This is a genomic window from Streptomyces sp. NPDC002463 (assembly GCF_042889835.1).
In the GTDB taxonomy this organism is placed as follows: Bacteria; Actinomycetota; Actinomycetes; order Streptomycetales; family Streptomycetaceae; genus Streptomyces; species Streptomyces nymphaeiformis.
The window spans coordinates 451,184-476,392 of record NZ_JBIARL010000003.1 but is presented as its reverse complement, the minus strand read 5'-3'; the positions used below and the strand labels follow the sequence as shown (position 1 = coordinate 476,392).

General features: G+C 70.2%; 20 protein-coding genes and 5 pseudogenes. 13 read left to right on the top strand and 12 right to left on the bottom strand.

Annotated elements, in window-relative coordinates:
- The first annotated feature begins 76 nt into the window (after window positions 1–76).
- The 6 genes and pseudogenes from ACFYX3_RS10010 (at window position 77) to ACFYX3_RS09985 (ending at window position 5,958) form a co-directional block, all read left to right on the top strand.
- A complete protein-coding gene (locus tag ACFYX3_RS10010) occupies window positions 77–622 on the top strand; it encodes a carboxymuconolactone decarboxylase family protein (RefSeq protein WP_389010471.1) in 546 nt (181 codons plus the stop codon).
- Between the two features lie 102 nt (window positions 623–724).
- A complete protein-coding gene (locus tag ACFYX3_RS10005; protein ID WP_389010468.1) occupies window positions 725–1,702 on the top strand; it encodes a GNAT family N-acetyltransferase in 978 nt (325 codons plus the stop codon).
- A 56-nt stretch (window positions 1,703–1,758) separates the two neighbouring features.
- Window positions 1,759–2,424, top strand: a complete 666-nt coding sequence (locus tag ACFYX3_RS10000; protein ID WP_389010465.1) for a DUF4097 family beta strand repeat-containing protein — start codon at window positions 1,759–1,761, stop codon at window positions 2,422–2,424.
- A gap of 80 nt (window positions 2,425–2,504) precedes the next feature.
- Entirely contained in the window at window positions 2,505–3,722 is a 1,218-nt protein-coding gene (locus tag ACFYX3_RS09995; protein WP_389010462.1) for a serine hydrolase domain-containing protein, read from the top strand.
- Window positions 3,723–3,990: 268 nt separating this feature from the next.
- Window positions 3,991–5,208: pseudogene (locus tag ACFYX3_RS09990) on the top strand (glycosyltransferase); the annotation flags it as partial.
- A gap of 12 nt (window positions 5,209–5,220) precedes the next feature.
- On the top strand, window positions 5,221–5,958 hold the full coding sequence (locus tag ACFYX3_RS09985) for an SAM-dependent methyltransferase (RefSeq protein WP_389010555.1): 738 nt from the start codon (window positions 5,221–5,223) through the stop codon (window positions 5,956–5,958).
- Between the two features lie 555 nt (window positions 5,959–6,513).
- Here ACFYX3_RS09985 and ACFYX3_RS09980 read toward each other — a convergent pair.
- On the bottom strand, window positions 6,514–7,206 hold the full coding sequence (locus ACFYX3_RS09980; RefSeq protein WP_389010459.1) for a response regulator: 693 nt from the start codon (window positions 7,204–7,206) through the stop codon (window positions 6,514–6,516).
- A gap of 363 nt (window positions 7,207–7,569) precedes the next feature.
- Between ACFYX3_RS09980 and ACFYX3_RS09975 the strand changes: the two genes are divergently transcribed.
- The 3 genes and pseudogenes from ACFYX3_RS09975 to ACFYX3_RS09965 all read left to right on the top strand — a co-directional run bounded on the left by ACFYX3_RS09975 (window position 7,570) and on the right by ACFYX3_RS09965 (window position 9,883).
- Complete coding sequence (locus tag ACFYX3_RS09975) at window positions 7,570–8,058, top strand: hypothetical protein (RefSeq protein ID WP_389010456.1); 489 nt, start codon at window positions 7,570–7,572, stop codon at window positions 8,056–8,058.
- Between the two features lie 155 nt (window positions 8,059–8,213).
- Window positions 8,214–9,020: an IS5 family transposase gene (locus ACFYX3_RS09970; RefSeq protein WP_389010453.1), complete on the top strand. Its 807-nt coding sequence runs from the start codon at window positions 8,214–8,216 to the stop codon at window positions 9,018–9,020.
- A 100-nt stretch (window positions 9,021–9,120) separates the two neighbouring features.
- A pseudogene (locus tag ACFYX3_RS09965) lies at window positions 9,121–9,883 on the top strand (transposase family protein).
- A gap of 270 nt (window positions 9,884–10,153) precedes the next feature.
- On the opposite strand, the gene ACFYX3_RS09960 reads toward ACFYX3_RS09965, so the two are convergent.
- Window positions 10,154–11,530 (bottom strand): IS1380 family transposase, encoded by a 1,377-nt coding sequence (locus ACFYX3_RS09960; protein ID WP_389010450.1) that lies wholly within the window; start codon window positions 11,528–11,530, stop codon window positions 10,154–10,156.
- Between the two features lie 227 nt (window positions 11,531–11,757).
- Here ACFYX3_RS09960 and ACFYX3_RS09955 point away from each other — a divergent pair.
- A pseudogene (locus ACFYX3_RS09955) lies at window positions 11,758–12,815 on the top strand (IS630 family transposase).
- A gap of 72 nt (window positions 12,816–12,887) precedes the next feature.
- Here ACFYX3_RS09955 and ACFYX3_RS09950 read toward each other — a convergent pair.
- The 3 genes and pseudogenes from ACFYX3_RS09950 to ACFYX3_RS09940 form a co-directional block, all read right to left on the bottom strand.
- Complete coding sequence (locus ACFYX3_RS09950; protein WP_376594623.1) at window positions 12,888–13,412, bottom strand: hypothetical protein; 525 nt, start codon at window positions 13,410–13,412, stop codon at window positions 12,888–12,890.
- Window positions 13,413–13,520: 108 nt separating this feature from the next.
- Window positions 13,521–13,778: a hypothetical protein gene (locus tag ACFYX3_RS09945; protein WP_376594624.1), complete on the bottom strand. Its 258-nt coding sequence runs from the start codon at window positions 13,776–13,778 to the stop codon at window positions 13,521–13,523.
- A gap of 690 nt (window positions 13,779–14,468) precedes the next feature.
- Window positions 14,469–14,641 (bottom strand): annotated as a pseudogene (locus ACFYX3_RS09940) (CorA family divalent cation transporter); the annotation flags it as partial.
- Between ACFYX3_RS09940 and ACFYX3_RS09935 the strand changes: the two are divergent.
- A pseudogene (locus ACFYX3_RS09935) lies at window positions 14,634–15,725 on the top strand (hypothetical protein); the annotation flags it as partial. The pseudogenes ACFYX3_RS09940 and ACFYX3_RS09935 sit on opposite strands and share 8 nt — an antisense overlap.
- Window positions 15,726–15,772: 47 nt before the next feature.
- On the opposite strand, the gene ACFYX3_RS09930 reads toward ACFYX3_RS09935, so the two are convergent.
- From ACFYX3_RS09930 to ACFYX3_RS09915, 4 genes are all read right to left on the bottom strand, one after another.
- Window positions 15,773–16,573 (bottom strand): VOC family protein, encoded by an 801-nt coding sequence (locus ACFYX3_RS09930; protein WP_389010446.1) that lies wholly within the window; start codon window positions 16,571–16,573, stop codon window positions 15,773–15,775.
- Between the two features lie 97 nt (window positions 16,574–16,670).
- Entirely contained in the window at window positions 16,671–17,171 is a 501-nt protein-coding gene (locus tag ACFYX3_RS09925; RefSeq protein WP_389010443.1) for an NUDIX hydrolase, read from the bottom strand.
- A gap of 273 nt (window positions 17,172–17,444) precedes the next feature.
- Window positions 17,445–18,401: a universal stress protein gene (locus ACFYX3_RS09920; protein ID WP_389010440.1), complete on the bottom strand. Its 957-nt coding sequence runs from the start codon at window positions 18,399–18,401 to the stop codon at window positions 17,445–17,447.
- An 87-nt stretch (window positions 18,402–18,488) separates the two neighbouring features.
- On the bottom strand, window positions 18,489–18,887 hold the full coding sequence (locus ACFYX3_RS09915; RefSeq protein WP_352028633.1) for a DUF5997 family protein: 399 nt from the start codon (window positions 18,885–18,887) through the stop codon (window positions 18,489–18,491).
- 63 nt (window positions 18,888–18,950) lie between these two features.
- Between ACFYX3_RS09915 and ACFYX3_RS09910 the strand changes: the two genes are divergently transcribed.
- The gene (locus tag ACFYX3_RS09910) at window positions 18,951–19,769 is read left to right on the top strand and encodes a LysR family substrate-binding domain-containing protein (protein WP_389010436.1); all 819 of its coding nucleotides are present in this window, start codon (window positions 18,951–18,953) and stop codon (window positions 19,767–19,769) included.
- A gap of 89 nt (window positions 19,770–19,858) precedes the next feature.
- Window positions 19,859–20,437 (top strand): Type-2Aa cytolytic delta-endotoxin, encoded by a 579-nt coding sequence (locus tag ACFYX3_RS09905; RefSeq protein WP_376592414.1) that lies wholly within the window; start codon window positions 19,859–19,861, stop codon window positions 20,435–20,437.
- 62 nt (window positions 20,438–20,499) lie between these two features.
- Here ACFYX3_RS09905 and ACFYX3_RS09900 read toward each other — a convergent pair whose 3' ends face one another.
- The 3 genes from ACFYX3_RS09900 to ACFYX3_RS09890 all read right to left on the bottom strand — a co-directional run bounded on the left by ACFYX3_RS09900 (window position 20,500) and on the right by ACFYX3_RS09890 (window position 25,075).
- Window positions 20,500–22,161, bottom strand: a complete 1,662-nt coding sequence (locus tag ACFYX3_RS09900; RefSeq protein WP_389010432.1) for an FAD-dependent oxidoreductase — start codon at window positions 22,159–22,161, stop codon at window positions 20,500–20,502.
- A gap of 33 nt (window positions 22,162–22,194) precedes the next feature.
- Entirely contained in the window at window positions 22,195–23,097 is a 903-nt protein-coding gene (locus ACFYX3_RS09895) for a diiron oxygenase (protein ID WP_389010429.1), read from the bottom strand.
- A 202-nt stretch (window positions 23,098–23,299) separates the two neighbouring features.
- Complete coding sequence (locus tag ACFYX3_RS09890; protein ID WP_389010426.1) at window positions 23,300–25,075, bottom strand: S8 family serine peptidase; 1,776 nt, start codon at window positions 25,073–25,075, stop codon at window positions 23,300–23,302.
- Between the last annotated feature and the right edge of the window lie 134 nt (window positions 25,076–25,209).

Sequence of the window (25,209 nt, the reverse complement as noted above, 5' to 3'; positions counted from 1 at the left end):
CCACTCCAGAGGTCACCGTCGCGCGCATCGAAGACGCATCGGGAATGTATCAAGATCGCCCGGCAGAGTTCTCCGCATGACAGCACTCCACACCGTCGAACCGGAGAACACGACCGGCGAGACCGCAGCTCTGTTCAACGCCACGCACCAGGCCCTGGGAGTCGTACCGAACCTGGCCAGGGTGATGGCCAACAGCCCGCCCGTGCTCAAGGGGTACGTGGCCGTCGTCACCGCCCTGAGCGCGGCGGGAACCCTGCCGGCGGCCGTACGCGAGAGCATCGCGCTGCTGGTGGCCCAGGAGAACGGATCCGACTACTGCCTCTCCGTGCACGCGTTCCGCGCGACGAGGACGGCCGGGCTGAGTACCGCCGAGGCCGGCCGCGCACGCCACGGTGAGGCCGAGGAACCCTGGGCCGCCGCCGTCTTGGAGCTGGCCGCCGTGATGGTCCGCGACCGCGGAGCCGCCACCGACGAGCAGCTGGCCGCGGCCCGGCGCGCCGGTCTGTCCGACGGGCAGATCGTCGAGGTCGTCGCCCATGTCGCTCTCAACGTGTTCACCACCTACCTGGCCACGACGGCCCGTCTCGACATCGACTGGCCGCTCGTGCGCCACACCGACTGAAGGAACGTGAACGCGATGACGCAGGCTGCGTCGGGTGGCCCGAACCGATCCACTCCGACCTCCCTCCTGAACGAGACCGCCTTCCCCACCGAGGATCCCCACATGATCAGCGTCGTCCCCCTCACTCGTGTCTCTCCTGAAGATGCCGCCGCCTGGCACGCGGTCGTGGCTGCCTCGCTCGCCGGCGACCTGCCGGAAGAGCCCCGGCCCACGGTCGATCAGGTCCACGCCCAACTCGCCGTCCCCGGGCGGGACAACCGTCGACTTCTCTGGCAGGCCACCGCGCCCGACGGCGCAGCGGTCGGCGTGGCAGGGCTGCGGTTGTTCACCTCGCCCGGTCAAAGGCACTTGTCGGAGCTGGAGCTGCACGTCGCTCCCGACCGGCGAGGCTCGGGCGTCGGCTCGCTCCTGCTGGCCACGGTCGCGGCGGCGGCACAGGCCGAGGAACGGCGCAGCATCATCGCCGCCGTGGCCGGCGACGGACCGGGGGACGCCTTCTGCACCGCGCGAGGCTTCCGGCGGGTGCTGGCACTGGACCACCTGCTGCTCGACGTCGCCCGGGCCGACGACGCCGCGGCCGACGCCGAGCACCCCGGCTACGAACTGGCCGACTGGACCGGCACGGTTCCCGACGACCTGGCCGAGGCGTTCGCCGCCGCCAAGAACGCGATGAATGACATGCCCATGGGCGATATGGACTACGGCAGTCAGACCTGGACCGCCGACCGGGTCCGGGCCATGGCCGAAGTGCTGGCCGAGCGCGGCGACGTACTGCTGACGACCGCCGCGCTCGTCAAGGGGGAGATGGCCGGATACACCGAGATCGTCATCCGGGCCGGGGAGACCCGCCGGGCACTGCAGTACGACACCGCAGTGGTGCCCGCACACCGCGGCCACGGGCTCGGGCTGTGGGTCAAGGCACAGATGGTGCGCAGGCTCCGTGCCGAGCACCCCGGAACCGTGGAGATCGAGACCGACAACGCCCAGGACAACACACACATGCTCGCCGTGAACCGGCAGCTGGGCTTCCGCTTCCACCGCAGCACCCACGAATACCAACTCGACCTGCCCACCACCTGACCAGTCCACCACCTGGCCTTGCCACAGCCAGACCACCCCACCAAGGAGAACGTCCCATGCAGAAGTTCAAGACCCCCGAGGCGATCGCCGCCGTTGTGGAGATCCCCGCCGGGCGCATCAGCCTCCTCGCCGCCGACCGCGCCGAGACCACCGTCGAGGTGCGTCCCGCGGACGCCGGCAAGGGCCGCGATGTGAAGGCCGCGGAGCAGACGACGGTCGAGTTCGGCGACGGCGTGCTGCGCGTCATCTCGCCGGAGGCGCGGAACCAGGTGTTGAGCAACCCCGGATCCGTCGAGGTGACGGTTCAGCTCCCCACCGGCTCCCGCGCCGAGGTCACCTCCTCCGCCGCAGAGGTGCGCACCGAGGGCCGGCTCGGCGACGTCACCGTCCATGGCGCCCACCGCCGCATCGAGATCGCCGAGGTAGAGGGCCTGCGGCTTACCACTATCGACGGCGATGTCCACGTCGGCCGGCTGGGCGGCCCCGCGGAGATCTCCGCCGCGCGGGGCGGCATCACCATCGGCGAGGCGGTGCGCGGCACGGTGGTGCTCCACACCCAGCACGGCGACATCTCGATCGCCGCCGCCCCCGGTGTCTCCGCCACGCTCGACGCCGACGCCCGCCACGGCCGCGTCAGCAACGTCCTGAAGAACGACGGCTCCCCCGTGCTGGAGATCAGCGCCACCAGCGGCAGCGGCAACGTCTCCGCCCGCAGCCTCTGACCCCCTCATCCACCACCTCCTCCTTCTCACCTCACCCCTCCACCCGACATTTCCACCCGACAAGGGAGCGCCACCCCGCCATGTCCCAGTTCACCGCTTCCGGGCAGCGCAGGATCCGCGACGTGCTGGCCCGACACGTCGATTCCGGCAAGATCCCCGGCGTCGTCGCGCTGTACAGCAAGGACGACGAGACGCACGTCGAGACGCTCGGCACAATGGAGCACGAGGGCGGCGCGCCGATGCGCCGGGACACCATCTTCCGGATGGCGTCCACTTCCAAGCCGGTGTCGATAGCGGCGGCGATGGTGCTGCTCGACGAGTGCCGGCTGCGGCTGGACGACCCGGTGGACCGGTGGCTGCCGGAGCTGGCCGACCGTCAGGTGCTGAAGGCGTTCGACGGCCCGCTCGACGACACGGTCCCGGCGCTCCGTCCCATCACGGTCCGGGACGTGCTGACCTCCACCTTCGGCCTCGGTATGGACATGACCTCCATCGGTACGCCGATCATGAACGAGGTCTTCGCACAGGGGCTGACGCCCAACCTGCCCACGCCGATGCCCGAGCAGGACGAATGGCTGCGCCGCCTGGGCACCCTGCCGCTGATGCACCAGCCCGGCGACCACTGGCAGTACCAGCTCGCGAGCGACCTGGCCGGCGTACTGGTGTCCCGCGTGACCGGCAAGACCTTCGAGGAAGCCCTGCGCGAACACGTCTTCGGCCCACTGGGGATGGAGGACACCGGCTTCCACGTCCCGGACCACAAGATCGACCGACTGCCGGTCCTCTACGCGCCCGACCCGGAGTCCGGCGAGTTCCACGTATGGGACGAGCCCAAGGGCGGCCGTTGGAACACCCCTCCGGCGTTCCAGGGCGGCGGCGGTGGTCTGGTCTCCACCGCGGACGACTACCACGCCTACTTCAAGATGCTGCTGAACGGCGGCAAGCACGGCGGTGAGCGCGTACTGTCCAGGCAGGCGGTGGAACTGATGACCACCAACCGCCTCACCCCCGCGCAGACCGCCGCCCGCACCGAGCTGGCCACCAACAACGTCCACATCTCCTTCGGCCAGGGCCAGCACGGCGGCTGGGGCTTCGGAATGGCGGTACGGACCTACCGCGGCGACTACGCCCCCGTCGGCCAGTTCGGCTGGGACGGCGGCGCCGGCACCTCCACCTACGCCGACCCCGTCAACAACGTCGTCGGCATCCTCCTCACCCAGGTCGGCACGTCGGTCCCCGACTCGATCCACCTGATGCACGACTTCTGGACCACTCTGTACCAGGCGATCGAGGACTGATCGCCAGCAAGTCCGTTCCGTCCGCACATGCGGATGGGGGATTGGTCGGGCTGCACCCATGTGCGCCCGGAGCAGGCCGGGGCCCACGTCGCGATGCGTTTCGACGCAGTCGCCTCCGTACCCGGTACCCAGGGCAGCCGTGAGCTGCCTGGGCTCGGTGACCGCCGCAGCTCCGCACCCGAGGTCCCCCAGGGGCTTCCGGCAAGGCCCCGGCCTTGCCTCGCATTCACCGGCCCAGGCCGGCATCCATGGAAATGAGAACCGCTCAATGCGTGTGTTGTTGATGGCGTACGGGTCGCGTGGAGACGTCGAGCCGATGGTGGGACTAGCAGTGAGTCTGCGGGCGCTCGGCGCGGAAGTGCGCGTGTGCGCGCCGCCGGACTTCGCAGAGCTTTCGGAGAGCCTGGGCTTCCCGCTGGCACCGATCGGCCAGCCGTTGCGGCCGGTCGTGAAGGCAGTGGTGACCGGCACGGCGCCGACGGCGGCGGAGGGCTTGGCCGAGCGCACGGCAGCGTTGCTCACCTCCACGTACGATGCGGTCGCCGCGGTCGCAGAAGGCTGTGAGGTGGTGGTGGCGACCGGTCTGCTCCCGGCCTTGGCCGCCGCGCGGTCGGTGGCGGAGCAGCTGGGCATCCCCTACATGCCCGTGGCCTACTTTCCGGCGTTCCTGCCGTCGCCGCACCACCCGCCGCTGGCGTGGCCGGGCCGGCCCGGCCCGGCGGAGGCGACCGACAACCGGGCGCTGTGGGAGCTGAACGCGGAGAACCTGAACGCTCTGTTCGGCAAGGCGATCAACACGCACCGGGCATCGATCGGCCTGCCCCCGGTGGACAGCGTCCGCGACCACGTCCTCACCGATCGGCCGTTGCTGGCAGCCGACCCGGTCCTGAGTCCGTGGCTGGAACCTGCGGACCTCGACGTGGTGCAGACCGGCGCGTGGATCCGCCCGGACGAACGCCCGCTCCCGGCTGATCTGGAGGCGTTCCTGAACGCCGGAACACCACCGGTGTACGTGGGCTTCGGCAGCATTCCCGTGCGCGACGCGCAGAACGTCACTCGGGCTGCCATCGAGGCCATCCGCGCGCAGGGCCGCCGTGTCCTGCTCTCCCGCGGCTGGGCCGACCTGGAACCGGCCGACGACAAGGACGACTGCCTCGCCATCGATGAGGTCAACCATCAGGCCCTCTTCCGCCGGGTGGCCGCCATCGTGCACCACGGCGGCGCGGGCACCACGACGACGGCCGCCCGGGCCGGCGTGCCCCAGGTCGTGGTACCCCAGATGGCGGACCAGCCCTACTGGGCCGGCCGTGTGGCCGAGCTCGGCATCGGAGCCGCCCACGACGGCCCGACCCCGACCTTCGAGTCCCTGTCGGCCGCACTCGCGACAGCCCTGACCCCCGAAGCGGAAGCACGGGCGAAGGCCGTCGCCGACAAGATCCGCACCGACGGGACGGCGGTGGCCGCAAGACTGCTCCTCGAAACGGTGGAGGCTGCGCCGATGAGCCGTGAACAGATCTCCGGCATTGCGCATGCCGACCACCCGATCAAGTCCCCGCTCGGTGACGATTCGGTCAGCCGGCTACTCGAGCGCGGCCTGCCGCGAGGCGACGAGCGCGTCCTCGACCTCGGATGCGGCACGGCGGAATGGCTGCTGCGCGCTCTGGCCACGCGCCCGGCCCTGCACGCCGAAGGCGTCGACGTGTCCGATGTCGCCCTGACCCGGGCCCGCCAGGCAGCGAGCGGACTCGGGGTCGACGAGCGCCTGGTCCTCCACCAGCAGGCGGCCGCGGACTTCGTCTCCCCACAGCCGTTCGACCTGGTGATCAGCATCGGTGCCACGCACGCTTACGGCGGTCTCCTGCCCACGCTCGCGGCAGCCCGCGAGCACCTGGCTCCCGGTGGCCGCGTCCTGATCGGCGAGTCGTTCTGGGACCGCGACCCGTCACCGGCGGCCCTCGAGATCTTCGGTGACCTTGACGACCTGGCGACCACGGTGGACCGCGTCGTCGCCGACGGCTGGACCCCGGTCCACTGCCATGTCAGCACCCGGGCTGAGCTGGACACCTACGAGTGGGCCTGCTGGGGCTCCCTGGCCGCGTGGGCACTCGACCACCCCGCCCATCCGGCCGCCGCGCAGGCGCTGGAAACGGCCAACGCCGCCCGCTCGGAGTGGCTGCACGGATACCGCGACAGCTTCGGTTTCGTGTGCATGGTGCTGCGTCGGACCTCGGAGTGATCGCGTAGGGCGCCGACAAGTCCACAGACCTGGCTTCGTCGCTGTAACTCACCAACAAAGCCACACACCCAAGACGTCACCCGCGCCCGGGGGTCTCCGCCATGGCCGCAGCCCCCGCGGCGGCCCGAAAGTGAAGAAACAGAGCAACCGAGGTTCGCACACTGGGGGGGCAGCCACTTGAAGCAGCTGGTCAAACCCGAGTCTGCGGCCCGTATCCTGGGCGAACTTGCCACGCTTCCCAACCCGTCCGCCCAGGGCGCGATCGGAACGGGGCGAGCGGTTCGGCGGTGGTGGGACAAGGAACGAGAGTGTCCAGGTGGGTGCACCCCCGCCACCGCCCCCCCGGAACTGAGATCGGAAGACGAGCACCGCTTCGCCGATCTGCTCGTCCTCGACAACGGCGAACGGGCGACCCTCGCCGATCCGCTCCGCCGTCCTCCCCACGGCAATGCCGTACTTCTGGACGGTGTTCGCGTGGGTGAGCGAGTCGAGGAAGGCCGAGGCGGGCACCTCGGATGACCTCGAGCGACCCCGGCAGTCTCGCACCCGCCGGGTTCAGTCGGCGTGGGTGCGGTGTGGGTCTGCTGTGGTTGCCGGGCGGACCAGGCCGGCGTCGTAGGCGGCGATGACGAGTTGAGCCCGGTCGCGGGCGCCGAGTTTCATGAGCAGCCGCCCGATGTGGGTCTTGGCGGTGGAGAGACTCACGTGCAGGTGGGTGGCGATCTCGGTGTTCGAGAGGCCGAGGCCGACGAGGGTCAGGACTTCCTGTTCCCGCTCGGTTGTCTCCGCCAGCGAAGGGGAGGGCAGTGCGCCGGCTTCGGGGTGTCGGGTGAACTCCTCGATGAGGCGCCGGGTGACGCCGGGGGCGAGGAGTGCGTCGCCGGCAGCGATCACCCGGATCGCGGTCAGGAGGTCGGCCGGCCGGGTGTCCTTGAGGAGGAATCCACTCGCGCCCGCGTGAAGGGCAGCGAAGACGTATGCGTCGATGTCGAAGGTGGTCAGGATCAGTACCCTGACGCCTGCGGTCGTGGCCTCGGAGGTGATCCGTCGGGTGGCCTCGATGCCGTCCATGCCGGGCATCCTGATGTTCATGAGCACGACGTCGGGCTTCTCGCGCCCGGCGACCTCGACCGCCTCGGCACCTGTCGCTGCCTCGCCGACGGCGGTCAGATCGGGCGCCGTGTCCACGAGAACGCGGAAGCTGCCGCGGACAAGGGCCTGGTCGTCTGCGACCAGGACGCGGATCACAGCGAGACCCCGGCCGCGCCGGACGGGAACGGCCGTACGCCCACCAAAAGCTGGCACGCCCGTCGGCGTGGCCCGTCGGGAAAGACCTGTTCGGCCAGTGAGCCATTTCCAACCTGTCGGCGGTGGCCGCGTGTTGTGACTGAGCGCTTCGTTGCCGACTGCGTCTGGACGAAGCCAGCCACGTTGGAATCAACTGGGCGATCGATCCCGATCATGACAGGATGACGGTTCAGGACAGGGGAGGCGGGACGGTATGGGGCTGGACTACAGCTATGAGATCTTCATGCCCCCTCGGAACGTTGCGAGAGCGCTGACCCGGCTGGCCGAGCTCGCCCCCAAGGCCGCGAGACGCCGCCGCTTCCGGTGACCCTGCCGGGCGGAGAGCAGTTGATCGTGCCGTTCACCTCGAAGTTCAAGAGCGAACCGGTCGACTGTTCGGCAGGCGGCTCGCTCGAACTGGACACCTCGATCGTCGTCGGCGTCGACGACGCGGTGCGCGAGTTCTTCCTCCGCGATTCCGACAGGGTCGACGAGCAGGGACGGGTGTCGGTCGGGTACATCTACCTGACGGTCAGGTTCTCCCCCGCATGGCACCCGAACTTTGCGTCACTGCAGTTCACAGCCGCTACCTCGAGCATGAGCCGGATGTTCGTGCAGTCCGCGAGCGTCAGGAAGGTGTTCACCGACCTCACCGCCACCACCGGTGGTGTGTGCTGCCTCCTCGACACCGAGACCGACATCTTCGACATCTGCTGGCTCAACGGCGAGACGTTCAGTGGTGAGACTGTTCCTGGCACCCGTTTCTCGGGCTTCCAGGATCTCGTCGCCGCCTGGTGCGAGCCGGTGGAGTAGAACGGGGACGGCGCCCGCACGGGATACGGCGCACCTGCCCGGTCAACGCTCAACCGGCCAACTGAAGCGCTCAGTGAGCCTCTTTCATCCTGTGCTGGTGGGTGAAATGGGCTGGTCAGCGCTGTGGTAACGAGACAGGGCCCCTTGTCGTTGGCGTGGTGATCTCACTCATCACACCGGCGACCGAAGGGGCCCTGATGGTTCCGTATCGAGCCATGCTCGACGTCCCGCATGAGCTCGTCGAGCATGTCGCCTGGCTGCTGCACGAGCACCGTCGGGCCCGCAATACCCGATGGCGCAAGCTCGGCTGCTTCAAGCAGGCACTGCTTACGCTGGTCCACCTGCGGAAGAACGAGACGTTCTCACAGCTCGGAGCCGGTTTTGGCATATCTCAGGCCACTGCCTGGCGGTACGTCGACGAGACGCTGGACGTCCTGGCCGGCTGGGCGCCCGGCCTCCACGAAGCCCTCACCGGCCTCGGTGAAGGCGACCACGTCATCGTCGACGGCACCCTGATCCCCATCGACCGCATCGGTGCGGACGAGCCGTACTACTCGATGAAGCACCGCAAGCATGGGATGAACGTGCAGGTCATCGCCCGCCCCGACGGCACACCGCTGTGGTTCTCCCGCGCGACACCGGGCCGCACCCACGACCTGACCGCGGCCCGCGCCCACGGCATCGTCCAGGCCTGCCTCACCCGGCAGATTCTCGTCCTCGCCGACCGCGCCTACCAGGGCGCCGGCGCCACCATCCGCACCCCGTACTACCACCACCGCGAACAGCCCAAGCACTACCAGCAGTTCAACCGCGACCACGCCCGCCTCAGAGCACCCGGCGAACGCGCCTTCGCACAGCTGAAGTCCTGGCGAATCCTCCGCCGAGCCAGATGCTCCACCCGCCGCATCAGCACCATCGTCCAGGCCGTCCACACCCTGCTGACCTGCAGCTACTCAGGATGAAAGAGGCTCAGTAACACGTGTTGGACGGAACTGCGGAACGACGAAGCTCCTGGTAGACGGGTTCTCGACCAAGATCACCCGTGTCCGCCAGGAGCTTCGCGTGCTTGTCTACCCGTCCTCGATCGACCTTTCCAGTCGCACCCTGCGGTTCCTGACCGGGCGTCTGACAGTCAGGCGGCAGGAGATCGGGACCCGGTGGCGGCGTCTGACCGCCGGTCGTCAGGCTCTGCTCGCCCTGGCCCATCTGCGCTGTGGTGACACCTACGCCCGGCTCGCCGCCGGATTCGGTATCGGCATCGCGACCGCATACCGCATACCGCTACATACGCGAGGCCGTCGACGTGCTGGCCGCGCTCGCGCCCACCCTGGCCGAGGCGATGCGCATCGCGCGGACCAAGGCGTTCGTGATCCTGGACGGCACCCTGCTACCGATCGACCGGATAGCCGCCGACACCCCGTACTACTCAGGCAAACACAAGCGGCACGGCATGAACATCCAAGTCCTCACCGACCCGTTCGGCCGCCTGTTGTGGGCCTCGCCCGCGTTGCCCGGCTCCACCCACGACCTGACCGCCGCCCGCACTCACGGGATCGTCGAAGCACTCACCGACGCCGACCTCAAGTGCTGGGCCGACAAGGCATACCAGGGCGCCGGCGGCTCCATCCGGGTGCCCTTCCGCGGCCGTCGCCTCAAGCGGTGGCAGCGCCGCCACAACAGCACACACGCCAAGATCCGCTGCCTCGGCGAGCAGGCCATGGCCACCCTGAAGGGCTGGCGTCTCCTACGGAAGCTCCGCTGCAGCACCAACCGCATCACAGCGATCGTCCAGGCCGTCCTCGTCCTTCACCACGCGTCAGCGTGAGGTTGGAAAAGGCTCCTTGCTTCCATGTACTCGGCGTACAACTCTCTAGTCGAGGCTGTCTATTCGTCGCGTGGCCAGCAAGAATAGAAATAGCCTATCTGGGACTAGCCTCGATCTTTCGTGACGGTCCGTCGGTTCGCCCGGCGGGCCGTTTCGGCTTGTCGGAACTGTTGTGGGCACGTCGGTGGCCCGGCTGTCGCGTCGGGTGGGCGCCGGGTTCCATGGCTCCGGGTGTAGCGGGTGCTCGTCGGGGCAGGTCGTTGTCGCTGGTCAGCCGGGGTTCGGCAGGGCTCGCAGTCGCTCGAACGCACTGGTGATCACGTCGGTCCAGGGCCAGTGGCGGGCCAGGCGGAGGATGCGGCGGCGGCCGCTTGTCACGAGCTGGGCGGTGGCGGAGAACAGTCGCAGCCGCAGGCGTTTGGGCTCCCAGCGGCGAGTCTGGCCGGTCAGGGCGAGCATCGGCATCCAGGCCAGCAGGTCGAGCGCGATCTGGACGATCTCCAGCCAGATCCGGTTCTGTGCGGTCTGATGAAGAGGGAGGTTGCGCAGGCCGGTGTCGCGGGCGGTTCGGATACGGTCCTCGGCCCTCGCGCGCTGGCGGTGCCGCAGCTCCAGTCGGGCGATCGGGGTGTTCTTGGTGTTGGTGGCGAAACAGGTGATCCGCATGCCGTCGGCGTCGGTGATCCGCAACTGGGCACCGGAGTGGGGCCGTTCCTTGCGGACGATCAGCCGCATCCCCTTCGGCCAGCCTGTCAGGCAGTTGTCGGCGAGTTCGGCGACCCAGGCGCCGTCGCGGATCTCGCCGCCGGGTTCGACGGCCGCCGTCCAGGCCGCGGTCGGCACCTTCAGCACAGCCTGGTGAATCTGCTCGGTGATGACCATGCCGACCGAGTACGACAGCCACCGTCCACGCGCGGTCAGCCAGTCCAGGAACTCGTGCGTGCCGCCGCCGGAATCGGTGCGGATCAGCGTGCGGCGTCCGCGCCGGTGCTTCTTCGGCAGCTGGGCCAGGGCCAGGCGGGCGGCTTCGATGTGGTCGGCGGCGGTGTTGCTGCCCGCGTTGCCCGGCCGCAGCAGCCCGGCCACCGGCTCCCCGGACCCCTCGCGGCCGTGGTCGACGAACGCGAACAACGGGTGATGGCCGAAGGTCTTCTTCCAGGTCGCGGCGGCATCCTGCTTCTCGGAGTGCGCCACAACCAGCACCCCGTCGATGTCCACGACCACCTCGCCTTGCTGATCCGGGGCGTTCTGCCCGGCCAACCGCCAGACGTGCTGACGCACTTCGGCCCGAGCGCGCCGGACGGCCACAAGCGCCCGCGGCCCGGCACCGGCGAGGGTGTCGATCAGCCGGGAGACGGTCGGGTCGGGCGCCACCGGCCCGAACACCGCAGGTTCGGCCTGCAGCACCGCCACGTCCGCCAGGCAGTCCCCGCCCAGCGCGACCGCCAACGCGACATCCAGCAGGACCTTGCCCGGATCGTGCACCGCCCTGCGCTTGCGCCACGGCGCGAGCGCCGCCGATATCGCCTGATCCAGTCCGGCCCGGCGGGCCGTTTCCACCAGCAGCACCCCGCCGGCCTGCGAGACCACCCCGCGACCACCGCCCTCAACACGGACACGCGGGTACGACCCGATACGCTTCTTCACCTGAGGAGTGCTTCTTCCCACGCGACGAACAGGACCCTAGACAAGTCCCATCGTTGCAGGTCAGGAGCACTCCTCGTGTTTTTGATCAAGCAATGGACGCAGCTGCCCGTGAAAGCGCGAGGCTAGTGACCTGGTTTTGAGGTCGTGGGTCGCCACATGAGGCGTTCCCTGTTTCAGATCGCGGTGTTCGCCTGCAGCAGGTCGCGCGTTGACGCTGTGCTGCGGGCATGGGCGATACCCGACTAAAACCTGTCGTGCTGTCGGACGTCGAGCGGCTGACGCTGGAGAACTGGGCCAAGCGCCGCTCGACCGCGCAGGGGTTGGCCGTTCGCGCACGCATTGTGCTGGCGTGCGCGAACGGCTGGAACATCACCGTGGTCGCCGCGCGGCTCGGTGTCGGCAGAGCCACCGTGCACCACTGGCGCACCCGGTTCCTGGCCCAGCGGCTGGATGGACTCGCGGACGAACCGCGGCCCGGGGTCCCGCGGACCATCACCGATGCCCAGGTCGAAGAGGTCGTGGTCCGCACCCTGGAAGAGGCACCTCCCGCGGGCACGCACTGGTCCAAGCGGGAGCTGGCCAAGGTCGTGGGCATCTCGCCCGCGAGCGTGCTGAGGATCTGGCACGCCTTCGGCCTCCAGCCGTGGCGAACCGAGACGTTCAAGATCTCCCCGGACCCGTTCCTGATCGACAAGATCCGCGATGTCGTCGGCCTCTATCTCGCCCCGCCAGCGAACGCCGCCGTCTTCGCCGTGGACGAGAAACCGCAGATCCAGGCCCTTCAGCGGACCGCACCGGTCCTGCCGATGATCCCGGGAGTGCCCGAGCGCCGCAGCTTCGACTACGTCCGCCACGGCACCGTCGACCTGTTCGCCGCGCTGAACACCGCGACCGGCAAGGTGATCAGCAAGCTGTCCGCCAGCACCGGGCGGTGGACTTCCGTGACTTCCTCGATGAGATCGACCGCCAGACCGAGTCCGGTTTGGCGGTCCACGTCATCTGCGACAACCTCTCCGCCCACAAAGCGCCCGTGGTGCACAAGTGGCTCCTCGCGCACCCCCGCTTCCAGCTCCATTTCACCCCTACCTACTCGTCCTGGGTCAATCAGGTCGAGCGGTGGTTCGCTGAGCTGGAACGACGCTGCCTGGCTCGCGGAGTGTTCTGCTCGCTCGACGACCTCAAGACCGCACTCGAAGAGTGGATCAAGGTCTTGAACGACGACGCGCGGCCCTTCAAGCGGACCAAGACACGTCCTACCCGGGCCTCGCTCGCGCAGGCGGCCTGACTACCCGTCGGCCACCAGGGGCGTCGTCCTTCTCGCCGTTCACACGCCGACGGTTCCCGCGTCTTTGCCGGACTACTTACCGGCCAGACCCAGATTGGCCCCGCTCCGCAGATCCGGGAACCCCTGCGCTATGACAGCAGCCGGCTCCAGGCATGCCTTACGTGTGTCCGCTGCCGTCGGCCCCGTGGCGCATCCCAAGGTTTCGTAGGTACGAACCGCGGCCTGGATCTTCCGAGCAACGGAATCAAGCGTCGCGAATCCCTCACGCCCATTGATTTCACTCAGGGCCAGGTCGGCAGCCTCAGACGTGGCGTCGGCTGCTGCCTTGCACTTCGTAGTGAACATCTGGGACGACGACGTTGAGCAGGGAGAGTTCGCGCCCGAACCGAACTGCTGTTCATCCGTCGAGATGCTCTCCTCAACGGCGAGCTTCACCTTCTCGGCGGCCTGCGCCTTCGTCGAGACCACCTCACTTGACACCGAGGCGGAGGCCGAGGGCTGGTCCGAGCGATTCACACCTTCGGAATCGCTGCATCCCGTGATGAGTACCCCTGACAGACCCAACACGGTCACCGCTCGCAGCGCTTGCCACTTCATCTTCCGCTCCCCCTCCGAACTGTCGCGTCACCCTACCCGAGGGGTCGTTCAAGATCAGAGAGCCTTCAGAAACAGGTACTCAAGCCGTGAACTACCAGAACCGATCTCTCAGAATCCCGGGACGGGGATGAAGCTCGGCCACCACGGGGGCACGCCGCCGGGGCACGGAGGAGTGGCGGCGCCCTCCCAGAAGATCGAGAGGACGCACCAGAAAACACCGAGGAGCGTCACCGCGAGGGCACAGGCATGGAGGAGGGGACGGTTCCCGAGAAGGGCGCCCACCGCGACCCAGGCCAGCAGCAGGACCGTCCAGAGGCCCGGGATGAACAGCCACAGCAGGAAACCGCTGTTGGCCGCGTTGCTCACTCCCGCATCGCAGGTGGTCCACGACCTGCCCAGAAGCATGGCAGCCGATCCCGCGAGAAGCAGAGCCATCGCTGCCCCGAGCCACCCATGCAGCCGTCGACTCCCCACAGGCCCCCCGTTCACCATCCGCTGCGGGAAGCACCGGATCCGCACCGTTCATCGCTGCCGCATCCGCCCAGTCCCCGGCACTGACCGACAGGGAACGGACATCCCTGGATCCTAGTAATCGCATGATCCGCCGGACAGTGCTTAGTCGTTCAGGGATGTGGCCGACGGTGAGCATGGCGATGTCCCCCACAGTGGACGGCTGGCTCGTGACGCGGACCGGCTGAGCGAGGCTGCGGCGGGGTTGTGCCTTGGCGCCTGCGAGGGCCGGACGCCCCGACCCAGCCTTGCACTGATCTCACTGCCCGTGATGGGCGTCGGCGCTGTCTGTCTCTCGTAGACGCCGCCGATTGGTGACCCGCGTGGCTCCGACGTGCGGCTGCCAGACCCGTGATGCCAGTCGTTTCTCCCCAGGCCCTCCCCAATGCTCGTGCAGCACCAAAAAGCGCTGGTCAAAGGCCTGCCGGGAGGAGGATGAGGAGATCGCCCGCATCACTTCTCCCCAGCGCCCCGTATGGGCGGTTTGCGCGGCGATGCATGCGCAAACAGTGCGCGGCGCGTGTTTGAGACAGGTGCCCGCTACAGTCAGCCTCTTCGCTTGAAAATAACGTACAAACTGCCGCATACCACCCATGTCAAGCCGATGGCGAAGGGTACCCGAGGCCCCAGCGTAGCTCCGGCATGGAGTCGAAGCTCATGCCATAAATAGTTCCCACCAGTGTGGGAGCAAAGAGAATCGCCGCCCACGAGAAGATCTTCAAGGACACCTCTGGCGGCGCCTACTTCTACCTCGACGACCGCGACCGGGTCGTCCTCGCCGACTCACGCCAGCACGTCCTGCGCATCGCCCACCGCCAGAAGGCCGACGGCGCCTGGGAGTTCGCCGTCGAGAACGACTGGGACCTCACCCCCCTCGTGCCCCACGACTGCGTCAGCTGGACCAACCTCTTCCCCAGCGGCGTCTGCGATCCCGTCACCTCCGTCATGCCGGACTGGGACGGCCGCATCTGGTGGGTCACCCGCCTCGGCCGCGTCGGCACCGTCGACCCCGCGACGGGCGCCCTGCGGGCGATCCGGCTCGACGGCGAGGAGATCCAGAACTCCTTCTCCGTCGCCGAGGACGGCGTCTCCATCGTCACCGACCACGCCCTGTACGGCTTCCGCGCCGACGCCGACGGCGTCCCGCGCGTCCAGTGGCGCGAGACGTACGACCGGGGGACCGGCACCAAGCCCGGCTCGGTGAACCAGGGTTCGGGTACCACCCCCGACCTCTTCGGCACCGAGGACCAGTACGTCGCCATCACCGACAACGCCGACGACCGCATGAACGTCCTCGTCTACCGCCGCGGCGCCGGCGTGCCCGACTCCCAGCGGCTCGTCTGCAAGGTGCCGGTCTTCGGATCCGGCGCCTCCACCACCGACAACTCCCTGATCAGCTGGGGGAACAGCCTCGTCGTCGAGAACAACTACGGCTACGAGAACATCGGGACGCTCCTGCTCGGCCGCAGCGTCGTCGGCGGCGCCACCAGGATCGACGTCCGCGCCGACGGCAGCGGCTGCGACACCGTCTGGGAGAGCGACGTCCGCTCGCCGTCCACCGTCCCGAAGCTGTCCACCGCCAACGGACTGCTGTACTTCTACGAGAAGCGCCCCAACTCCTGGGGCATCGACGCCTGGTACCTCACGGCCGTCGACTTCCGCACCGGGCAGCGCGCCTACTCGCGCTTCACCGGAACGGGCCTGTCCTACGACAACAACTGGGCGCCGATCACCCTCGGCCCCGACGGCACCGCGTACGTGGGCGTCTTCAACGGCATCGCCGCCGTCCGCGACACGGCCTGACGCAGTGCGGCGCGGCGACCCTGTGGCGCCGCGCCGCGCCGCTCCGCTCACTCGAACTCGGGCATGTCGCCGACGGTGGTCTTCTCGTCGATCACCGCGAAGGGGGCGCCCTGCGGGTCCACGATCGCCGCGAGCCGGCCGAACGGGCTGTCCATCGGCCCGAACACCTTCCGCCCGCCGAGCGCCTCGGCCCGCTCGATGGCCAGGTCGCAGTTGTCGACGGCGAAGTAGATCTGGATGTACGAGGGGATCTCCGCCGGGAAGTCCTCCGCCGTCATCGTCATCCGGCCCAGGACGGGCTGCTCGCCACCGAGGTCGAAGACCCGGTAGTCCATGTGCTCGTCCTTCATCTTCTTCGAGTTGTAGCCGAAGACCTCGGTGAAGAAGGCGTCGGACTTCGCCGGCTCCCGCGTGAAGACCTCGGCCCAGGTGTACGCGCCGGGCTCGCCCTCCCGCTCGAAGCCCTCGTGCACACCGGCCTGCCAGACGCCGAACGTGACGCCCGCCGGATCCTGCGCGATGCACATCGAGCCGAAGTCGCCGACCTGCATCGGCTCCATCAGGACGGTGCCGCCCGCGCCCCGGATCTTCTCCGCCGTCGCCGCGACGTCCGGCGAGGCGAAGTACAGACACCAGGCCGACTGCGGCTCCCCGTCCTGCCCCGGCATCGGCGGGACGACGGCCGCGACCGCCTTGCCGCCCTTGTACGCCTGCGTGTAGTTGCCGAACTCCGACGAGGCCTCGCCGAAGTCCCAGCCGAGGACGTCTTCGTAGAACGTCTTCGCGCCCTTGAGGTCGGTGAACATCGCGTCGGTCCAGACCGGCGTGCCTTCAGGTCGTGCGGCCATGACGGTGACTCCCACTTCCGGTTCGATGACGTGTTCCCTGTGCCACGCTAACCACGCTCGCCCGGACCCGCGCGGTGACGCACAGTGAGCACCTCCCTCAGTCGGGCAGGCGCCCCAGGCCGTAGCGGTGGAACGGGCCGTCGGGGATCGGGAGCCCGGGCCGCCACATCCGCAGCACCTGCGCCGACGGCAGGAACAGGGCCTCCGGCAGCTGATCCGGGTCCGTCCACTCCCAGCGCTCGATCTTGTCCGGCTCGGCCACGGCGGGCACGCCGCGGAAGCCGCGCACGGCCGTGGCCGCGGTCAGCCGGGTCAGCTCCGACGAGGTGACGGAGTCCAGGACCAGCCCGAGGAGCTCGACCTCGGCCGCCTCCGCCACCAGCGTCGTCTCCTCGGCCAGCTCGCGGACCGCTGCGGCCTCGATCGACTCGCCCGGCTCGACCATGCCGCCCGGCAGCTCCCACACCCCGGAGCGGTGCAGGCCCAGCAGGACGCGGCCGGAATCGTCGGTCACCACGACCCCCGCGCCGAGCGAGGCACGGGCGGGCGGCACCTTGAGGTTGCGGGCGGCGGTGGCGGCGTGATCTGCGGTCGTCATGGCCCCTGTCTACCAGGCACCTCCGACAACGCCCCTCGCGCGTAATAAAAGCTGCAAAACCCTTGAAAAGGGCTGAAAAGGGAGGAGACTCGTTCTTACACCGGACAACCGGAAAGAGCCGCACCCGCCGACGGAGACGTCCGAAGGCCCGCGTGACCCTGATCTCGGCTCTGGCCAGGCCCCCGGCGGGGCCGGTCGGGCACGGAGCCGTCGGCGACGGCCGACGACCGCGCGAACCGACCCGGACCGCCGGGGACTGTCGTGCCCGGACTGTCATGCTCTGTGTGGCGCGGCCGCAGGCGGCACCACCGCGACCGGGCAGTGCGCGTGATGCAGCACCGCGTGCGCGACGGAACCGAGGTGCAGCGCGCCGAAGCGGTGCCGGTGATGCCGGCCCACCACCACGAGACCCGCGTCCCGCGACCCCTCCACGAGCCGGCCCGCGGCGTCCCCCGGCACCACCACGGGCACCAGCTCCACCCCCGGCCACCGCACGGCGAACGGCCGCAGCCGTTCCTCCTGCTGCCGGCGGGCCTCCTTCAGCAGCCCGTCCGCCTCCTCCACCTCGTCCGCGGCGGGCAGCGGCGGCACCTGGAGTGCGGGAGAAGGCACCGGAAGCAGCGCGGCCTGTGGCGGCGGCATCCGGAACGCGCTCACCGCCTCCAGCGGCACGCCCCGGTGGCGAGCCGCCTCGAAGGCGAAGCCCACCGCCTCGTCCGGGGTCTCCTCCACGTGCAGCCCGAGCAGCACCCGCCCCGCCTCCGCCCCGTCCACGAGCGCGGCGGCGCGCGCCTCGTGCGGGACGACCACCAGCGGGCAGGGCGCCGTCATGGCCAGCGTCCGGCTGGTCGAGCCGAGCAGCAGGCTCGCGAAGCCCCCGTGCCCCCGGGAACCGGTCACCAGGAGCCGCGCCCCCCGCGCCGCCTCCGGCAGGGCGTCCGTCACGGACCCGTCCAGCGAGTCGTACCGCACCGGCACCCGGTGCCCCCGCTCCTCCACCACCGTCCGTACGGCCCGCGCGACCGTGTCGGGAAGCTCCGGCTCCTTGCCCAGGGAGGCGATACGGGCGGCGCCCAGCTGGAGCGCCTCCGAGCGCACATGGGCCACCACCAGCGGCGCGCCCATGCCCTCCGCGGCGCTCAGCGCCCACTCCAGGGCCCGCAGACTGTGCTCGGACCCGTCCACGCCGACGACGACCGCCGGCTCGTACGCAGTGCTGGTGTCACTCATGAGGCCATGCCTGCCGCACACGGAGAAACGCCACGCCGGTCCGGACCGAGGTGCTTCGGTCCGGACCGGCGTGGGGGAGAGAGCCGATCAGGCGCGCTGCTGCTTGCGCGCCCGCTCCTCGTTGCGCTCCTTGATGCGGAGGTTCTCCTTGCGGACCTCCGCCTGGGTGGCGCGCTCCTTCTGCAGCCACTCCGGGGACTCCTGCCGGAGCTCCTCGATCTGCTCGGTGGTCAGCGGGTCGGTGATGCCGCCGCGCGCGAGACCGGCGATGGAGACGCCCAGCCGCGCCGCGACCACCGGACGGGGGTGCGGACCGTTCTTGCGGAGCTCCTGGAGCCAGGCGGGCGGGTTGGCCTGGAGCTCGTTCAGCTCGGTGCGCGAGACGACACCCTCCTGGAACTCTGCGGGGGTGGCCTCGAGGTACACACCCAGCTTCTTCGCCGCGGTCGCGGGCTTCATCGTCTGGGTGTTCTGGTGCGACGTCATGGTGTCAAGGGTATCGAGCATGCGGGCGAGCTCCGACCACACGGCTACCGGTAACCTGGCGGGGTGACAGGCACGGACGCTTCCCCCTCGGATTCCCCCTCTTCCTCCGCTTCCCCTTCCCCCTCCTTCCGGCTCGCCTACGTGCCGGGAGCGACACCCGCGAAGTGGGTGCGGATCTGGAACGAGCGCCTGCCCGACGTGCCCCTGACGCTCGTCGCCGTGACCCCCGCCGAGGCCTTCGGCGCGCTCCGGGAGGGCACCGCGGACGCCGGCCTCGTCCGGCTGCCCGTCGACCGGGACGACCTCAGCGCGATCCCGCTCTACACCGAGACGACGGTCGTCGTCGTCCCCAAGGACCATCTGTTCGCTGCGGTCGAGGAGGTCTCGGCCGACGACCTCGCCGACGAGCTCGTCCTGCACCCCCTCGACGACGCCCTCGGCTGGGAGCAGCCGCCCGGCCGCCCCGCCATGGAGCGCCCGGCGACGACCGCCGACGCGATCGAGCTGGTCGCGGCCGGTGTCGGCGTGCTCGCCGTCCCGCAGTCGCTGGCCCGGCTGCACCACCGCAAGGACCTCACCTACCGGACCCTCGTCGGCGTCCCGCAGTCGCGGGTGGCCCTGTCGTGGCCGGCGGCGGACGAGGCGCCCGACCTGGTGGAGGAGTTCATCGGCATCGTGCGCGGCCGCACCGTGAACAGCACCCGGGGCCGCCGCGCCGAGGAGAAGAAGGGCCAGAAGCAGCCCAGGGAGCAGCGGGCCGCGAAGCCGGCGAAGCCCGGGAAGCCGGGCGGCGGCTCCCGCACCGGAGGCAGGCCCGCGGCGTCCCGCAAGGGCGGCCAGGGCTCCGGCCGCAGCGGGAAGCCGCGCCGCGGCCGCGGCTGAACCGTCCGCACGGCGGACGCCGGGCACCCGGCCGCGGGCGCCTCGGCATACTGACCCCTCCTGATCACCGAGATCATCCAGGAGGAGCTTTGGCCGCCAGTTTCAGGACCGTCGTCGAGGTGGCACCGGACCACCTCGCGCAGGCCCGGTCCATCGACCGGGTGTTCCAGGAGGCGATCGCCCCGGCGACCGTCAACTTCGACTTCGAGGCGATCCACCGGGCGGCCGCGGCCGTCCCGGACAGCGACGTGGTGAAGATGGTCCGGGGCTGGGGGCTCCAGGAGCACGCCCCCGTCCTCGTCATGGTCCTCTCCCTCAAGGAGGCCGTCCGCCAGGCGCTGCCGCCGGAGTGCGCGGAGGCCGGCTTCTGGGCCACGGTCGAGCGGGAGCTCGTCCAGGCCTTCACCGGTCTCGCCGCGCAGGAGGGGCAGCCCGGACTCTCCTTCTACGAGGAGTCCGGGGACCGCACCCGCTTCTACCGGGACCTGTTCTTCGCCCTCCAGGACGAGGAGACCGGGGACCACATGTACGCCCTGGCCTTCTGCGTCGACGTGACCGTCGAACTGCCGAAGGCCGAGACGCTGGCACTCGACCTGACCGACGTCGTGCCCTTCGCCGTGCGGCTCAACGCGATCGTCGTCCGCCAGGCGCTGGCCGTCTCCGTCTGACCGTACGGCTGACCCGTACCGGCCCGCCGTCCCGGGCCGGATCCTCAGGGTCGTCCGGTCGATCAGCCCCGCAGCCGCAGCCGGCCGCCCCGCGCCGCCGCGACGAGCTCCGGCACCGTGGCGAGCTTGACCCGAGGACGCCCCGCGTCCCGGCCCCGGGCCCGCTCGGTCCGGTCGATGGAGGCGAGACCGCGCGCGTCGACGAGCCCCTTCCCGCTGCGGCTCCGCGCGAGGCGGCGGAACTCCTGAGCAGTGCCCGTCGGCTTCGGCAGCGCCCCGGCGACCGCGTCCGAGAGCAGCGTCCCCACCGTCTCCCCGGCGCAGGCCCGGTTGGCCCCGATGCCCCCGGAGGGTCCGCGCTTGATCCAGCCGACGACGTAGCTGCCGGGCAGCCCCACGATCCGGCCGGCCTCGTGCGGCACGGTGCCGGTCGTCTCGTCGAACGGCAGCCCCGCGAGCGGCACGCCCCGGTAGCCGATGGCCCGGACGAGGAGCCCCGCCGTGATCTCCGTACCGGACGGCTCTCCGTCCTCCGTCACCCGGACCGCCCGCACCGCGTCGCTGCCGACGGCCTCGACGGGGGCGGAGTGGAAGCGCAGCACGATCCGCCGCCGGTCCCGCACCGGGGACCCCGTCCAGTCCACCACCTCCCGCTCCACGCCCTTCAGGAGCGCAGCCTTCGTGCCGGGCGCGGCCGCGTCGATGGCCGTGCCGGTGCGCGGGTCCCGGTCGTCGACGACGAGGTCGACCCCGGGCAGGTGCTTGAGGGCGAGCAGTTCGGAGGTGGTGTACGCGGCGTCCTCGGGTCCGCGGCGGCCCAGGAGCACCACCTCCCGTACGGACGCGTCCCGCAGGGCGGCGAGGGCGTGGTCGGCGATGTCCGTACGGGCGAGGGCGTCGGGGTCCGTGACGAGGACGCGGGCGACGTCGAGCGCGACGTTGCCGTTGCCGACCACGACGACCCGCTCGGCGGAGGGCCGGACGGCGTCCGCACCGGTCTCCGGGTGCGCGTTGTACCAGGAGACGACCGAGGTCGCCGAGACGCTGCCCGGCAGGTCCTCGCCGGGGATGCCGAGCCGGCGGTCGGTGGGCGCGCCCACCGCGTAGACGACCGCGTCGTGGTGCGCGGCGAGTTCCTCGGGGGTGACCTCCGTGCCGATCTCGACGCCGAGCCGCATGCGGACCCGGGGGTGGGAGTGGAAGCGGGCGAAGGTCTCCCCGGCTCCCTTGGTCGCCGGGTGGTCGGGAGCCACGCCGTACCGGACGAGTCCGCCGGCGACCGGCAGCCGGTCGATCAGCGTCACCTCGGCGTTGGTGTGCAGGAGGAGGTCCTCGGCGGCGTACATGCCGGCCGGTCCCGTGCCGACGACCGCGACGCGGATCGGGGCGAAGTCGGAGGGGAGCGAGCGGGCGAAGTCCGGCTCGCCCCAGGTGTGGAAGGTCGGCGAGGCGAGGACGGGAGCGGGCTCGCGGTCCGCGTAGTAGGCGGCGTTGATCCCCTCGTACTCCCGCAGCCGTTCGGTGAGGCGGTCGGCCGGGAAGATCGCGTCGACGGGGCAGGCGTCCGCGCAGGCGCCGCAGTCGATGCAGCTCTTCGGGTCGATGTAGAGCATCTCCGTCGTGCCGAAGTCCGGCTCGTCCGGCGTCGGGTGGATGCAGTTGACCGGGCAGACGGCGACGCAGGTGGCGTCGTTGCAGCAGGTCTGGGTGATGGCGTAGGTCATGGCGTCGGCTCAGCTCGGATCCGGGGGAGGGGGTCAGATGAGGTTCGCGCGCTTGTAGAAGTGGAGCGCGGGCCGGGTCAGCAGACGGGCCGAGGCGAGGAACTCCATGAGCCCGGCGCAGCTGGCGCGCAGCAGCGCCTTGTAGTGCTCGTTGGCGGCGGCCTCGCGGCGGGCGCGCTCGGGGTCGAGTCCGGCCCGCACGTACACCTCCGGGTTCACCAGGCTGGTGATGATGTAGTACGCGGCGATGGCGACGACGAGGGCCTGGAAGTGGCGGCGCGGCCTGCTCGCGCGGGCGAGGTGGCGGCGCGTCTCGTCACGGGCGAACTTCATGTGCCGGGATTCCTCGACGACATGGATGTTGTTGATGGTCCGGACGAAGGGGACGACCCGCTCGTCGCGCATCCAGTCGCGCTGCATGACGTCGAGGACCTCCTCGGCGACGAGGATGCCGGCGTACGCGGCCTCGCCGAAGCCGACCGTCTTCATGAAGCGCCCGAGTTCGAGCACGGCCCGCTTCGGCCGGTAGGCGGGCGCTCCGAGCTTCTCGGAGCCCCGGGCGAACATGATCGAGTGGCGGCACTCGTCGGCGATCTCGGTGAGCGCCCACTGGAACCGGGGGTCGGTGTGGTCCATGAGGTAGATGTCGCGGAGCACCAGCTGCTGGAGGATCATCTCGAACCAGATGCCGGTGCTGGCCACCGAGGCCGACTCCTGACGGGTCAGCTCCTTGCGCTGCTCCTCGGTCATCTCGTGCCAGTAGGCGGTCCCGTAGAGGCTGTTCCACTCCGGGCTCTGGCCGTGGAAGTCCTTGTCGAGGGGGGTGTCCCAGTCGACCTCGGCGGCGGGGTCGTAGGAGAGCTTCGCGGCCGACAGGAGCAGCCGTTCGGCGACGTCGCGGTCTTCGTCGTCCGGGCGGACGGTGCTGCTTGCCATGGTGCGGCTCCTCGGGGTCGCTCGTGCGGCTCGGGCGCTTGTTAGACATCGCGTCTAGCAAGCTTGTTAGACGGAACGTATAGCAAGGGCCCCGGGGAGGCCTACCCCCCGGTACGGACTTTCTTCCGGGCGAGGTGCCCCGGGTACGCGAACGGGGCCGGAGCCACAGCGGCTCCGGCCCCGTTCCCCGGGTGGGGGTGGGTCAGAAGGTCAGGTTCCAGGCGTCGATGCGGCCCGTGTCCTGGCTGGCGTTGTCGTTCACCCGCAGCTTCCAGACGCCGTTCGCGACCTCCGCCGAGGCGTTGACCGTGTACGTCTGGAGGATGTTGTCCGTGCTGCTGCCGGTGTGGTTGTGCAGCGTGTACACGGTGCCGTCCGGGGCCACCAGGTCGACCTTGAGGTCACCGATGTAGGTGTGCTTGATGTCCACGCCCACCTTGAGCGTGGCCGGTGCGTTCCCGGTCACGCCGCTGACGGTGATCGGGCTCTCGACCGTGGAGTTGTCCGCGATCGCGTAGTCCGTGAGGTTCTCGAAGTACGCCCCGGCCGGCGGGGTGGAGCCGCCGACGGCCTTCAGGGCGTCCACGCGGCCCTCGCCGAAGAAGCTGTTCTTCGCGGTGGTGCCGGTGCAGCGGGCGTCCGCGGGGCAGGCCAGGTCGGTGGCCTGCTCGCCGAGCTTCGCCCGGATGTCCGCCGGGGTGTACGCGGGGTTGGCGCTGGCGAGCAGCGCGGCCACGCCCGCCACGTGCGGGGAGGCCATCGACGTGCCGCTCAGCGTGGCGTACTTGCCGCCGGGGGCGGTGCTGTAGACGGACTCGCCGGGCGCCGAGACCTCGATGACGTCCTTGCCGTAGTTCGAGAACGACGCCTTCGACGTGCCGCTGGTGCCGTTCGCCGCGACCGTGACCACGCCCGGCAGCTCGGCCGGGATGTCGAGGCAGTCGTTGGTGAGGGTCCGGGTCACCGGCGTCGAGTCGTTCGGGCTCGACGTGTCGGTGGTCTTGTTGGCCAGGTCGACGTTGGAGTTGCCGGCCGCCGCGACCTGGAGGGAGCCCTTGCCCTCGGCGTACGCCTGGGCGCGGCCCACGCCCTCCAGGATGGCCGCCTGGTCGAGGTCGTTCGGGCAGTTGAACTGCCACGGGTCCGTGTAGTAGCTGTTGTTGGTGACCTTGAAGCCGTGGTCACCGGCCCACACGAGGCCGCAGATCGTGTTCTCCGCGAAGAACAGCGTGGTGCCGGGCTCGGCGATGCGCACCGAGGAGATCTTCACGCCCGGCGCGACGCCGATGGCGCCCTTGCCGTTCTTGGCGGCCGCGACCGTGCCGGCGACGTGGGTGCCGTGCTGGTCGACGTCGCGCCAGGCACCGACCCGGGTGTCCGGCTTCCCGTACGCGCAGGAGACCGAGTCGGCGGCGTTGAAGTTCGGCGCCAGGTCCTGGTGCTGGTCGTCCACGCCGGTGTCCAGGATGCCGACCTTGACGGTGGCGGAGCCCTGGTTGACGGCCCAGGCCTGGTCGGCCTTGATCTGGGTCATGTCCGAGCGGACGGGCTCCGTCGTGGGAGCCGCGGCCTGCGCCGGGTTGGCCGGCAGCGCCGGGTTGTAGGCGTCGGCGGGGACGTCGGAGGTGCGGGTCGCGCCGACCTTCTGGACGCCGGCGACGCCGCGCATCGTGGCGGCGAAGGAGGCGGAGGTCGAGTGCGCGACGATCACGCCGATCGCGTCGAAGGAGGAGAAGACGGAACCGCCGTTGGCGGCCACGGCGTTGCGGACCGCGGTGGTGTCGCCGGGAGCCGTGATGACCAGGTAGGCGCGGGTTCCGGCGGCCCAGGCGGCGGGCGCCGCGGCGGCCGCGGGAGCGGCGGCGGGGGCGACCGAACGGGCCGCGAGCGGCTCGTTGTCCAGGGGCGCGGCCTGAGCGAGGCCGGCGGCCGTGCCGAGCGCCAGGGTCGTGCCGAGCGCGAGGGCCGAGAGTCTCATCCGGCCGGATATCTGGGAAAACAATGCGTCCTCCGATGACCCGGTGGCGCGGGTGGCGCCGGCCGGGCCCTGTGATGTGTGGGGTGGACGCAAGATCCCAGACGGGCGGTGCGGAAGGAAGTGTTCTGTCCGAG